Consider the following 12,312-nt stretch of genomic DNA (forward strand, 5'->3'; position numbering starts at 1 on the left):
GATATAGGCCGATTCCGGCGGCCTGGGAAACGGAAGGGTCAGTTCAGTGGAACGACGATTTCGGAACGGCGCGGACGTTGTCCATCCTTGCCCGGAACGAGCACGACGATGACACAGACAGGCTGGCCGCCGCGCGTCGATTGCGAGGCCTTGGCCAGCGTTCCGCCATTCTGTTCGGCCACTTGTTGACCGATCGCGTAGCAATCGGACGCCGCCAGTACAATCGGGCTGGCCTGTTCGGGCGCGACGGCCGGTATCGCCACAGCCTGCGATGCAAACAGCCCGGCAGCGCAGAGCGCCAGTGTCGCGGTTCGGAGGTGGGAGCGAAGCGTTTTCATGGTCGAGTTTGTAACGCATCGGTGCTGAACGTGAAATGAACGGTGAACGTCGCCGAAAACATCCTCGCTACACCCCTGCAACGCGAGACAGTCAACCTGGGATTTCACCGCCTCAAACCGTGATTTCCCGCGAGGGTCCAGTCTAGACTCCGTTTCGACCATATTGAAAGCGTGTCAGGTGTTTTCCTGCGTTATCGCGCGAAAACGCAGCAGCCCGTGATGCACGAGCAGGTCCTCGTCATGGCGGACCTCGGTGAATTCGAGCGAGAGTCGTGTCTGGCCGTGGGGGCCAATCTCCAGCACCGCATTGGCGAGCCGCGCCTTGATGGCGTCCATGATGGCAAGCGTTTCGGCTTCCCCCTTGGCTTTCGACCAGACATGCAGCGTGACCAGCTGATCGTTATTGTTCTCCGCGCTCGTATCCCAGTCAAACGCCGAGGTCTGGCCACAAGTCACGTAGGGAAAAGCGGCATTGTCGGTTGCTCGTTCGAGCAATCCGGCGCCGCCCAGCAAGGTCGACAGTGAGGCATCGCTTTTAAGCCTCAGAAACAGTGCCTGCTGCAAATCGCCGGGCGCGGTCATCGTCCTCTCCTCTAGCCTTTGCGCTGCCGACCATTGCCTTTCGGAAGCCTGTCTGGGTTCTGCATACTGTGTCAGATATAGCCATTCGACGCGCGGAGGCGATGGCGATTCGTCATCGGATTGACGAATGCTGATACGACTTTGCCAACAACGTCGTCAGGGGCGCTGCGCGGCGTTGCGATCTAGGCAGGATTGGCCGCGTCTCGGTGAGTTTCGTTTTGCCTGACACCATCTGCCCGCGCCTCTGGACATCAGTTTTCGGATAGCGGCTTGTTCCAGCCGCATTTGAAGGCCAGTATCGAACGTGCCTTCAAGGCGTCCGTTGCGGTCCCACCGTGACCGAACGTGACACCATTTCCGTCGAGCTTGGTCGATACCCGGAGCGTCGGAGCTTTTGCTGGCCGGCGGCACCCTTGACTCGGTCAGCACCGCGGTCACCGCGATCCCCGAAGGCGATGGCGGCTTTGCATGAAGTCGCGAACGAGTGACGTGATCCGTCTCCCGATGAAAAGGCGAGTGCTTTTCCTCGGGAAACTCGCGGAGCGAGCTTGAAGACGAGGCAGCCCACGAGCGGGCTTTGCCGAAACCAAAGCAAGATGCGAGGTCGAATGCGATGCAGTCTACCCCCCACAAAATCCCGGTTTCCATCATTATTCCGAATTACAATTACGCGCGTTTCCTTGAACGCAGCATCGACAGCGCCCTGGAGCAGGACCACGACGATGTCGAAGTGATCGTCGTCGACGATGCATCGCAGGACAATTCCACGACCATCATGAAATCCTACGGCGACAGGATCCTTGCTTGTCCGCGACGAAAGAATGGCGGGCACGCGGCCGCCTTCAACACCGGCTTTGCTGCGAGCTCAGGCAGAATCGTCCTCTTCCTCGACGCCGACGATTATCTTTATCCGGAAGCCGTCTCCAGGATTGTCGACGCCTGGGACGAGGCAACCGCCCAGGTGCAATCCAGATTGCACATTGTCGATGACCGGCAACGCATCAAGGACGTCTTTCCGCCGCCGGAGCTGCCCTTCGACAGCGGCGATGTCATGCCGAAACTTCTGCGCAAGGGGCGCTACCAGACGACCGTAACCAGCGGGCTGGCCTTTGACCGGACGACCCTGGAATCGATCATGCCGATTCCGGAACCGGATTTCCGCCAGGGCGCCGACGGCTATCTCGCGACGCTGGCGCCGCTCTATGGCCAAGTCCAGTCCATAGATGAATGTGTCGGCGCTTACCGAATCCACGGCGCCAACCATTCGGTCTTCGGTGAAAAGCTCGCCGAGCGGGCACGCTGGCGGGTAGAGCACGATTTCCACCGCATGGAGGCGCTGTCGGACCAGGCATCGCAGGCCGGCCTGACCGTCGTGCCGGCAGAAATTGTTCGCCATGATCCGGTCCACCTGGAAGAACGGCTGGCATCGCTCTGCACGGATAGGCACCGGCACCCGGTCGCCGACGATTCCCGCCTGGCGCTCGCGGCGGCGGGCGCTGTCGCCAGCCTCGAAATGACGGCGTCCCTGCGCCGCCGCGCCGTGCTTGCCGCCTGGTTCTTGTCTGTCGGCATGCTGCCGCGACAAATGGCCATGGCGGTGCTGTCGTGGAAGCTCGACGCATCGTCCCGACCGACATTCCTTGCTCGCCTGTCCAGAACAATACGCCGCGCGATGGGGTAGCCCTGAGCGCTTGGGCGAGATGTCCGGCAAGACTGGAGGGTGCGCTGTCCCCGAAGGTCCCAAATGAGCCTGCGCTGTGCTTTGCCTACTGCGCCCCGCGCTGCCTGACCACGAAGCTGCGCACCGCCAGCACCAGCACCGTGATGATGATCAATATCACCGAGAGTGCGGCGATCGCCGGGTCGATGTTGTCGCGCAGGCCCATCCACATCAGCCTGGGCAGCGTGATGGCGTTGACCGAGGTGATGAACAGTGTGACGCCGATTTCTTCCCAGGACAGCACGAAGGACAAAAGCGCCGCGGTGATGATGCCGAATTTGATGTTGGGCATGATGATCCGGGTGGCGCGCTCCCAGACCGAGGCGCCAAGGCCGCGCGCGGCAAGATCGATGCGGCGGTCGAGCTGACTAAGCGAGACCAGCATCAGCACGGTGGCAAAGGGCACGGTCATCACCGAATGCGCCATGGCGACACCAAGCCATGTGTCATAACCAAAGAACGAGCTGAAACCTGAGATCGAGGTGAGCAGGAAGTAGAGCGTGATCGCCGAGACCACAGGCGGCACCACCATGGGCAGCAGCACAAAGCCGACGAGTGCCGCCGTGAAGCGCGGCTGGAACATCCAGACCCCGAGGCTGAAGCATAGTGCCAGCACGGTGGAAAAGGCGCTGCTGACGATACCGATGCGGATGCTGAGCAGGATCGATTGGAACCAGCGCGGATCCTCGACCAACGACCGGTAGTGGCGCAACGACAGTTCGCCTGACGGCATCGCCAGCATGCGGCTCGGCGTCAGCGACACCGGGATGACGGCGAGCAGCGGCAGCAGCAGGAACAGCGCCACGAAGGCGGCGATGATTAGCGAGACGGGACCGGGGCGATAGGTCGGCATCAGATCAATTGCTTCGGTCTGACATAGCGGAACAGTAGCGCCATCAGCGCGCCGACGAACAACACCAGGACCACGCTGATGGCCGCCCCCAGACCCCAGTCCGGGCTCTGGAAGATCCTGAGATAGATCAGCTCGGCGACCATGACGCTGCGGCCGCCACCAAGGATCGCCGGCGTGACAAAGAAGCCGAGCGAAAAGACGAAGACGATCATCGCCGCGCCGATGATGCCCGAGCGCGTCATCGGTACGAACACCGTCCAGAAGGTGCGCATGCGGCTGGAGCCGAGGCCGCGCGCGGCCAGCAGCACGCGGTCGTCGAGGCTGCGCATGGCCGATGCCAGCGGGAAGACGGCGAAAGGAATGAGGAAATGCGTCATGCCGACGATGACGCCGAATTCGTTGCGCACCAGCGCCAGCGGTTCGGAAATGAAGCCGATCGCCTGCAGCCAGCTGTTGATCAGGCCGCGATTGGACAATAGCGCCACCCAGCCGAAGGCACGGGTCAGGACGGAAATCCAGAAGGGGACGAGAATGCAGAACTCGGCGATCAGGCGCTGTGCCGGGGTTCCTCGCACCCAGACGACGGTGATGGCGTAGGCAGCGGCGACCGAAACCACAGTGACGACCGCCGCTATGCGCAGCGTGCGGATGAACACCGACTGCACCAGATCGTCGGTGAGCAGCGCCTCATACTGCCCGAGCCCCGGCGCCGGCAGCGTAAAGCTCCATTTGACGACGCCGAAGAACGGCCAGGCATAGGCGAGGACAAGAAACAGGAGCAGCGGCGCCATCAACAGCGCCGCGCCCATCCTGTCGGAGAGATAGGACCTCATTTGGACCCGATTATCCCGGCCTTGGTCAGGCCGAGATGATCTTGGTGTATTCGTCGAGCGCTGCCCCGTAATTCTTGGCGTACCAGTCCATGTCGAGTGCGATCTGCTTCTTCATGTTCTCGGGATCGACCGGGTTGATGCGCTTCTTGTCGGCGGGAATCAGCGCGTCGGCAGCCGGATTTGCAGGGCCCTGGCCGAGCTTGTCGAACATGACCAGCTCCTTTTGCGGGTCCTGGGTGCTGGCGATGAACTTCATGGCCGCTTCCTTGCCGCCGGGATTGCCCTTGAGCACGGCGAGCGCACCGGGCGAGATCAGGCCCTGGTCCCAGATGAACTTGATCTTGCCGCCCGAATCCTGCTCGATCAATGACGCGCGCGTCGACCAGACGATCGCCATCGAGGCCTCGCCATTGAGCAGCACGCTCTGGCTTTCGGCACCGCCGCCCCAATAGGCAACGACGTTTTCCTTGAAGGCGGCGATCTTGTCATGGGCGCGCTTGAGATCGAGCGGATAGAGCGACGCCGGCGCGATGCCGTCGGCCAGCAGGGCGGCTTCCCAGCTCGACACGCCCCATTTGTAGAGCGAGCGCTTGCCGGGGAATTTCTTCACGTCGAAGAAATCGGCCATGCCGGTCGGCGCGTCCTTGCCGTACTTCTCGGAGTCGTAGGCGATGACATAGGAGAAGAAATAGGTCGAGGCGGCGTATTCCCAGCCAAAGCCTTCGCGCATCTTCTTCTTGTCGACGATCGTATAATCGATCGGCTCGAGGGCGCCCTGGGCACCGAGGGTGATGGCCGAGAACGGGTCGACGTCGACGAGGTCCCAGGTCGGCGCGCCGCTCTTGAACTGCGCGGCAATGGCGCCTTCGGTCGGGCCCGAGCCATCCATCTTGACGGTGATGCCGGTTTCCTTGGTGAAGGGCTGGCCGTAGGCGGCGTCGTAAGCCGTGATGGCGTCACCGCCCCAGTTGACCAGCACCAGTTCCTTCGCCGCGGCAAAGGCACCGGTCGAGCGCAGCATCATCGGCGTGCCGGCCAGCACGAATGCTGCCAGCTGCGTGAATTGGCGGCGCGAGATTTCGCCGCGACCTGCCCTGGCGGACAGGCTCTCGACGGCTTGTTTCTTGGTATCGTGTGTCATGTCAGTTCCCCTTTTTTGTCGTTGATAGTACCGCAAAGTGGTGGGCACTTGTCTCGCCACACCGTTCGTCATTGTCCTCCATGCGGAAGGAGGAAACCCTTTTCAGCCGGCCAGGTGAGCCAGACGGAGTTGCCCTTGCTGAGCGCGGCAGCCGCTACCTCGTTCGGCACCGAGACCGTGATCTTGGCGCCTTGCCGCGTCGTCAGGTCAAGCCGCGTTGCCGCGCCGAGATAGGTGGAGTTGGTCGCTGTCGCGGCGATGCCGTTCTCACCGGCTGCCGCCTCCCCTGATATCGACATGTATTCGGGCCGGATCGCCAGGATCGCATCGCCGCGCACTGCCTCGGCCTTGCAACGCATGGAGACCGCACGGTCTTCGCAGAGGCCGGTCGAGCCATCGCCTGCCGGGTGGACGCCCTTCAGCGGCAGCATGTTGATCTCGCCGAGGAACTCGGCGACGAAGCGGTTGTCCGGCCGGTCGTAGACCTCGTCGGGCGCTCCGACCTGCAGCAGTTTGCCATGGTTGAAGATGGCGACGCGCGACGACAGCGCCAGCGCCTCGCTCTGGTCGTGGGTGACGAAGACGAAGGTGGTGCCGGTCTCCTGGTGGAGCCGCTTCATCTCGGCCTGCATCTGGCCGCGCAGGCCCTTGTCCAGTGCCGAGAACGGTTCATCGAGCAACAGCACGCCCGGCTCGAACACCAGCGCGCGCGCCAGCGCCACGCGCTGCTGCTGGCCGCCGGAAAGCTGCGCCGGCAGCTTTTTCTCGTGGCCCTTGAGGCCTACGCGTTCGATCATCTCGCCGACCCGACGCTTGATGTCGGCCGCGGATTTCTTGCGTACCTTGAGGGGAAAGGCGATGTTGGCCTCGACGCTCATGTGCGGAAACAGCGCGTAGCCCTGGAACACCATGCCGGCAGCGCGCTGCTCGGCCGGCCGGTCGGTGATGTCGACGCCATCGCTGAACAGACGGCCCTCGCTCGGCTGCACGAAGCCGGCAAGGATCATCAGGAATGTGGTCTTGCCCGAGCCGGACGGTCCGAGCAGGGTCAGGAATTCGCCGCGGCCTATATCGAGCGACAGATTGTCCAGTGCACGGAATGAGCCGAAGCTTTTGCCGATCCCAATTGCCTTGATCTCTGCGGCCCGGCCGGGTTGCTGCATCCTGCCTGTTTCCTCGCTTCAGGGGAAATCGTAGGGCAGCGCGCGGCCTCACCGCAACCGAATAGTTTTCGCCTGATCGGCAAATTTGATTCATCTATCCAATCGATGGCGCCCGTGATCGGATATACCTTTGGCGTGACGCCCGTGGTCAGCCATGCCCTTGGCGTGGCGCCCGTGGTCAGCCCTGCCCTTGGCATTGCTTTCCGCGAGCTTCGACCGCAACCATCCGGCAAAGGCGTCGAGCACCGGATGCGCGGCCTTGGCGTGTTCGGAGACCAGGAAGTACGAGCGCGGCGATTTGATCGCGATATCGAATGGACGCACCAGCCTGCCTTCGGCCAGCGCCTTGCCGCTGGTCAGTTCGTCGCCCATGGCCATGCCCTGGCCGGCGATCGCGGCCGAGAAGACGAGATTCATGTCGGAAAAAAAGATGCCGCCCTCCGTGTCGGGGTTCTCGACCTTCGACAGCGCCAGCCAGCGTGCCCAATCCTCGGTATCGCCGAGATGCAGGAGGTTGGCGCGCAAAACGTCGGCTGGCTTCGAGAATCCGCCGACCTTGTTGAGCAGGGTCGGGCTGCAGAGCGGCGTGAACGAAATCTCGCACAGAAGCTCGACCGCTCGGTTCGGCCAGTTGCCGACCCCGAAGGCGATGAAGGCATCCGCGTCGGCATTGCTGACATCATCCAGTCGTCGCGGCGTCAGGATGCGCAGCGCGACGTCGGGATACATCTGCCGGAACTCGCCGATATGGGTGCACAGGAACAACGAGGCGAAGCCAGGCGTGCAACTGACGCTGAACGAGCCGCCGACGCCGGTGCCGGCATGGCGTGTCACCGCGTCGCCCAGAACGGTCAACGCCTTGCGCACGTCGCTGGCGTAGCGCTGACCGCGCGGCGTCAGCGCTACGCCCTTGCCGATGCGTTCGAGCAGGTCGAAGCCGAGGTCGCGCTCCAGCAGCCGAAGCTGGTGGCTCACGGCGCTGCGGGTCAGGTGTAACTCGTCGGCGGCGCGCCAGACGCTGCCGTGACGAGCGAAGCTGTCGAGCGCACGCAGCGCTTGTGTCGATGGTATGCGCAAGAGACCTCAGGTGAACCGAATTTGCATGAGCCGGAAAAACATATCACTTTTTGATGAACCGCTTCACTGCTTTCTTCTCCGGCCATGGAGAAAGCGGTCACTACTGCGGCGCAAGCAACGGCGCTTACCTGTCTTGACGACATCCGGCCACTGTTGTCGGCGTGGACGCGCACCATTTTCGACTTCGGCGAGACTGCATGGCGCGAGTATCAATCCTCTGCCTGGTATGTGGAGAGACTGAAGCGCGAAGGCTTTTCCGTCGAGGAAGGTTCCGGCGGCATGCCCACAGCCTTCTGCGCGCATTGGACAAACGGCGCCGGGCCGACCATCGGCATGTATGCCGAATACGACGCCGTGCCGGGCAATTGCCAGGATGCGGCGACCGTCCGTCGCCCTCGCCCGGGCCTCGGCGAACATGCGGGTGGCCACACCGATCCGCATTCCGGGTTGGGCATTTCGAGCCTCGGCGGGCTATTGGCGACCAAGGCGGCGATGCAGCGCCACGGCATACCGGGCACGCTGCGCTTCACCGGCGAGCCGGCCGAGAAGGTGCGCGGATCAAAGCCGATCCATGCCGCGAAGGGGTATTATGACGGCCTTGCCGGCATGATCTCCTTTCATCCGTTCTACATGCTGCCGCTCTGCAACACCGCGCGCTGGGACACACATTGCGGCGCGGCTTACGCGATGATCTATCGCTTTGTCTGCGACCAACCGGAGCGCTGGGCGCGGGCAGCGGGCGGCGCAGCGCCCATTCCGCAGGCGCATTCGGCGGTGCGCGCGCCCGGTGCCAACGATGCGCTCATGATGATGTACATGACGTCCAAGGCGCTGCGCGATTCCATGCTGCCGCACCAGGGCGGCTGGTCGATCAGCGAGGCGATCCTGACCGCCGGCCAGGCGACCGCCGACAACCTTCCGGCAGGGCTGGCCGAGATCCAGTACATGATCCGCGTGCCGACACTGGCGATGGCCGAGCAGATCACCGCCGTGCTCGACCGCAATGCCGAGGCCGCTGCCAGTATGAGCGGCTGCCGCCATGAGCGGCACTGGGTGTCGAAGTCGCGGCCGGGGCTGGCCAATCACACCATGGCCGAGATCGCGTATGAAGCGCTGTCGAGCGTCCGGCCGCCGCGCTGGGACCAGGACGCCAAGGCAGTCGCACGCGAGATACAGGTCAATGCCGGGCGCATGGCGAGTGACGAGCCGTTCATCGAAGAACTCGAACGCCTGATCGAGCCGCGGGCGGCGGAGGCGATCCTGCGCCGCGATCTGCCGCCCTCGCAGGTGAATTCGACCTCCGACGATTACACCGATATGAGCTGGCATGCGCCGACTGCGCGCTTCTATGTCGCCCGCCCGGCGCTGCGTTCGGAGACCGGCTATCCCTATCCATCATGGGTCATGAATGCGCTGGGCGGCATTCCTGCCACCATCGACCCGATGGTCGTCTGCGCATCGAAGACCATCGCACTGGCAGCCCTTCGCCTGCTGGAGGACAAAACCGCCCGCGGTGCGGCGATGGACGAGTTCGTCACCCGCACCGGCGGCGGCATCGGCGGTTCGAACTGGATCGCGCCTCTCTGCGACTACGAGCCGCCGATTGGATTTCGCTGGCCGGAATATGTCACCACCCCGCGCGGGCGAGACTGGTGGATCCCGAACAATCAGACACCCCAGGCCACTTCACGAGGAGCACCCCATGACCGTTCATGATCGAATTGTCGCCGAGCCGTTTTCGCTGCAGCGTCGCAACCCGGCCGGCGGCACCAAGCCGCTGACCGCCTGGGGTTTTGCCAACGAGACCGACGTCCTGACCGATGTCCTGCTCGGGTCGCCCAATTTCCTGCGTCATCTGTCGACCAGCTCGCTGTCGCGCAAGCATCTGCGCGAGGCGCCCTGCAACGTCCAGATCGCGCAGGCGCAGCACAAGGACCTCGTCGCGGCCTATGAACATTTCGGCGTCAACATCCACTGGCACGAACCGACACCCGAGCTGCCGATGCAGGTCTATTCCCGTGATTCCAGTGTGATGACGCCTTATGGCGCCGTCATCACCGCGATGGCCAATTGGTGGCGGCGCGGCGAGAACTACGCGGCCATCCGAACCTACGAAAAACTCGGCATCCCGATCTACGACATGGTCACGGCAGGTACGTTCGAGGGCGGCGACTTCAACGTCATCGAGGATGGCGTCGTGCTGATCGGCTGCGGCGGCGCCCGCACGCAAGAGGAAGGCGCTCGCCAGGTGCAGGCCTGGTTCGACAAGGAAGGCTGGGAAACCCGCATCGCCTTCATCGACGAGTACTATGTCCATATCGACCTGATGGTGGTGCCGATCGCCGAAAAATTGACCGCCGTTTGCCTCGCCTGCACTGAACCCGGCATCGTCGACTGGCTGAAGGGCAAGGGACACGAGATCATCGACGTGCCGTTCCAGGATACGATGGCGCTCGGCTGCAACTTCATGTCGCTGGGCAAGGACCGGGTGATCGCGCCGACCTCCAGCCAGACGCTGATCGGCCAGCTCAAGGCACGCGGCTTCGAGGTCGCGGCCGTCGACATGAGCGAGATTTCCAAGACCGGCGGCGGCATCCACTGCATGGCACAGGCGCTGAAGCGCGAACCGGCCTGAGCGGCGGAGCCCATTCGCGAGCATTGAACGGCGGGCGCGGCGCTTGCCATGGACGGGTCGCTGATTGCGATCCAGCGCATTCCTCCATTTTTCATAGGATGGACATCGCACAGGATCAGTTTTACGAGTCGGCCCGACCAGAGGAGATGTTCGCGCCCCCCGATGAACAAGATCGATACCCACAACAGCAAGCGCGACGAGCGCTCGACCGCCACCAGCCTCTTGCGGCTCGGCACGCGGTTGAAGCTGTCCCGGCAGACGCGAGGGCTGACCTTGAAGGCGCTCGCTGCCGCCGCGAACTGCTCGGAAAGCCTGCTTTCCAAGGTCGAGAACGGCAAGGTCTCGCCCTCGCTTCCCATGCTTCACCGGCTCGTCGAGGTGCTCGGCACGAATATTGGCTGGATGTTCGAGGAATCCGATGGCGAGGAAGGCATCGTCTTTCGGGCTGGATCGCGGCCGTTGATCGCGCTCGATCCGCTTCGGCGCGGCGAAGGTATTTCGCTCGAGCGTGTCATTCCGTATTCGCCCGGCCATCTCCTGCAGTGCAACATCCATCATATCGAAGCGGGCGGTGAGAGCGCTGGACCGATCCAGCATGCCGGCGAGGAAGTCGGCTATCTCCTGGAAGGTGCGATCGAATTGATGGTCGGCGAAAAAACGTTTCGCCTGTCCGCCGGCGATTCCTTCGTCTTCGACTCCGAACTGCCGCACTGGTACCGCAACGTCGGAGATGAACGCGCCAGCATTTTCTGGGTGAACACGCCAGCGACATTCTGATCCGGCGCATCTCCTGATTCCTTTCGTTGACGCTAATTCAAGTCACTTGACAAGAAATCAAGCATCTTGAATTATGCCCTTGCGCTCAGTCGCCAGGTGAGCCCGATCAAGGGCCTTTTCGTAAAACCAAGGGGAACCGGAATGCGTCTTACCAAGATCCTTTCAAGCTGCGCCGCAGCCATCGCCATGACCCTCGCCCTCGGCTCTGCTTCCGCCATGGCCGAGACCTATGCGCTGGTGACCATCAACCAGCAGGCCCTGTTCTTCAACCAGATCAATGACGGTGCAACGGCTGCTGCCAAGGCCGCCGGCGTCGACCTCGTCATCTTCAACGCCAACAATGTACCAAGCGCGCAGAACGACGCGATCGAGAATTACATCACCCAGAAGGTCGACGGCATCATTCTCGTCGCCATCGATGTCAACGGTGTGAAGCCGGCCATCACCGCGGCCAAGGCTGCCGGAATTCCGGTCATTGCCATCGACGCGCAGATCCCGAATGGCGACAACGTCGCCTTTGTCGGCGTCGACAACACCAAGGCCGGCGAGGATATAGGCAAGTTCTACGCCGAATACGTCAAGACCAAGCTGAACGGAACCGCCAAGATCGGCGTTGTCGGCGCGCTCAATTCGTTCATCCAGAACCAGCGGCTCGACGGCTTCAAGAAGGCCGTCACCGACAGCGGCCAGAAGGTAACCTTCCTCGACACGGTCGACGGCCAGAACGTGCAGGACGTAGCCCTATCCGCCGCCGAGAACCTTATGACCGCCAATCCTGACATGACGACGCTTTACGCAACCGGCGAGCCGGCTCTGCTCGGCGCGGTTTCCGCCGTCACCAGCCAGGGCCGCACCGGCGATGTCAAGGTGTTCGGCTGGGACCTGACCAAGTCGGCGGTGCAAGGTCTCGAAGAGGGCTGGGTAGTCGCCGTCGTCCAGCAGGATCCGGCTGGTGAAGGCAAGGCAGCGGTTGAAGCCTTCGGCAAGCTCAAGAAGGGTGAGAAGATCGATCCGATCATCAATGTTCCGATCACCATCGTGACCAAGGAAAATGTCGGCCAGTTCAAGGACATGTTCAAGTAGTATCCTCCCCCGGGGGGCGGGGGGGGGGGGGCGGGGGCGGGGGGGGGGGGGGGGGGGGGCGGGGGGGGGGGGGGGGGGGGGGAGGTAGCTGAACCGCCGCGCCCACGGAG

General features: G+C 62.9%; 12 protein-coding genes. 5 read left to right on the forward strand and 7 right to left on the reverse strand.

The window, feature by feature from the left end:
- Positions 1-38: 38 nt before the first annotated feature.
- Complete coding sequence (locus tag NKJ89_RS01715) at positions 39-338, reverse strand: hypothetical protein (RefSeq protein ID WP_023760460.1); 300 nt, start codon at positions 336-338, stop codon at positions 39-41.
- Between the two features lie 174 nt (positions 339-512).
- Entirely contained in the window at positions 513-920 is a 408-nt protein-coding gene (locus tag NKJ89_RS01720; protein WP_352599304.1) for a DUF3168 domain-containing protein, read from the reverse strand.
- A 613-nt stretch (positions 921-1,533) separates the two neighbouring features.
- Between NKJ89_RS01720 and NKJ89_RS01725 the strand changes: the two genes are divergently transcribed.
- The gene (locus NKJ89_RS01725) at positions 1,534-2,601 is read left to right on the forward strand and encodes a glycosyltransferase family 2 protein (protein ID WP_352599306.1); all 1,068 of its coding nucleotides are present in this window, start codon (positions 1,534-1,536) and stop codon (positions 2,599-2,601) included.
- Positions 2,602-2,686: 85 nt separating this feature from the next.
- Here NKJ89_RS01725 and NKJ89_RS01730 read toward each other — a convergent pair whose 3' ends face one another.
- The 5 genes from NKJ89_RS01730 to NKJ89_RS01750 form a co-directional block, all read right to left on the reverse strand.
- Positions 2,687-3,493, reverse strand: coding sequence for an ABC transporter permease (locus NKJ89_RS01730; RefSeq protein ID WP_352599308.1), 807 nt, complete (start codon positions 3,491-3,493; stop codon positions 2,687-2,689).
- On the reverse strand, positions 3,493-4,326 hold the full coding sequence (locus NKJ89_RS01735; RefSeq protein ID WP_352599310.1) for an ABC transporter permease: 834 nt from the start codon (positions 4,324-4,326) through the stop codon (positions 3,493-3,495). Before NKJ89_RS01735 ends, NKJ89_RS01730 begins: the two co-directional genes overlap by 1 nt.
- A gap of 25 nt (positions 4,327-4,351) precedes the next feature.
- A complete protein-coding gene (locus tag NKJ89_RS01740) occupies positions 4,352-5,467 on the reverse strand; it encodes an ABC transporter substrate-binding protein (RefSeq protein WP_352599312.1) in 1,116 nt (371 codons plus the stop codon).
- A 68-nt stretch (positions 5,468-5,535) separates the two neighbouring features.
- On the reverse strand, positions 5,536-6,630 hold the full coding sequence (locus NKJ89_RS01745; RefSeq protein WP_023760466.1) for an ABC transporter ATP-binding protein: 1,095 nt from the start codon (positions 6,628-6,630) through the stop codon (positions 5,536-5,538).
- A gap of 90 nt (positions 6,631-6,720) precedes the next feature.
- Entirely contained in the window at positions 6,721-7,707 is a 987-nt protein-coding gene (locus NKJ89_RS01750) for a LysR substrate-binding domain-containing protein (RefSeq protein ID WP_352599314.1), read from the reverse strand.
- 84 nt (positions 7,708-7,791) lie between these two features.
- On the opposite strand from NKJ89_RS01750, the gene NKJ89_RS01755 reads away from it, so the two are divergent.
- From NKJ89_RS01755 to NKJ89_RS01770, 4 genes are all read left to right on the forward strand, one after another.
- Positions 7,792-9,423, forward strand: a complete 1,632-nt coding sequence (locus tag NKJ89_RS01755; RefSeq protein WP_352599316.1) for a zinc-binding metallopeptidase family protein — start codon at positions 7,792-7,794, stop codon at positions 9,421-9,423.
- Positions 9,410-10,342: a dimethylarginine dimethylaminohydrolase family protein gene (locus tag NKJ89_RS01760; protein ID WP_023760469.1), complete on the forward strand. Its 933-nt coding sequence runs from the start codon at positions 9,410-9,412 to the stop codon at positions 10,340-10,342. The genes NKJ89_RS01755 and NKJ89_RS01760 overlap by 14 nt, the downstream gene beginning before the upstream one ends.
- 162 nt (positions 10,343-10,504) lie before the next feature.
- Positions 10,505-11,119 carry a cupin domain-containing protein gene (locus tag NKJ89_RS01765; protein WP_352599318.1) on the forward strand — a complete coding sequence of 205 codons (615 nt, stop codon included), beginning with the start codon at positions 10,505-10,507 and terminating at the stop codon, positions 11,117-11,119.
- Between the two features lie 141 nt (positions 11,120-11,260).
- Positions 11,261-12,202 (forward strand): ABC transporter substrate-binding protein, encoded by a 942-nt coding sequence (locus tag NKJ89_RS01770; protein ID WP_352599320.1) that lies wholly within the window; start codon positions 11,261-11,263, stop codon positions 12,200-12,202.
- The last annotated feature ends 110 nt before the right edge of the window (positions 12,203-12,312 follow it).

The organism is Mesorhizobium sp. M0047 (assembly GCF_040323315.1).
Lineage (GTDB): Bacteria > Pseudomonadota > Alphaproteobacteria > Rhizobiales > Rhizobiaceae > Mesorhizobium.

What these genes read in the sequence shown, in the direction of transcription:
- NKJ89_RS01735 (WP_352599310.1), bottom strand. Translation starts at nt 4,326, where the DNA reads ATGAGGTCCTATCTCTCCGACAGGATGGGCGCGGCGCTGTTGATGGCG.
- NKJ89_RS01765 (WP_352599318.1), top strand. Translation starts at nt 10,505, where the DNA reads ATGAACAAGATCGATACCCACAACAGCAAGCGCGACGAGCGCTCGACC.
- NKJ89_RS01725 (WP_352599306.1), top strand. Translation starts at nt 1,534, where the DNA reads ATGCAGTCTACCCCCCACAAAATCCCGGTTTCCATCATTATTCCGAAT.
- NKJ89_RS01730 (WP_352599308.1), bottom strand. Translation starts at nt 3,493, where the DNA reads ATGCCGACCTATCGCCCCGGTCCCGTCTCGCTAATCATCGCCGCCTTC.
- NKJ89_RS01720 (WP_352599304.1), bottom strand. Translation starts at nt 920, where the DNA reads ATGACCGCGCCCGGCGATTTGCAGCAGGCACTGTTTCTGAGGCTTAAA.
- NKJ89_RS01770 (WP_352599320.1), top strand. Translation starts at nt 11,261, where the DNA reads ATGCGTCTTACCAAGATCCTTTCAAGCTGCGCCGCAGCCATCGCCATG.
- NKJ89_RS01715 (WP_023760460.1), bottom strand. Translation starts at nt 338, where the DNA reads ATGAAAACGCTTCGCTCCCACCTCCGAACCGCGACACTGGCGCTCTGC.
- NKJ89_RS01755 (WP_352599316.1), top strand. Translation starts at nt 7,792, where the DNA reads ATGGAGAAAGCGGTCACTACTGCGGCGCAAGCAACGGCGCTTACCTGT.
- NKJ89_RS01740 (WP_352599312.1), bottom strand. Translation starts at nt 5,467, where the DNA reads ATGACACACGATACCAAGAAACAAGCCGTCGAGAGCCTGTCCGCCAGG.
- NKJ89_RS01745 (WP_023760466.1), bottom strand. Translation starts at nt 6,630, where the DNA reads ATGCAGCAACCCGGCCGGGCCGCAGAGATCAAGGCAATTGGGATCGGC.
- NKJ89_RS01760 (WP_023760469.1), top strand. Translation starts at nt 9,410, where the DNA reads ATGACCGTTCATGATCGAATTGTCGCCGAGCCGTTTTCGCTGCAGCGT.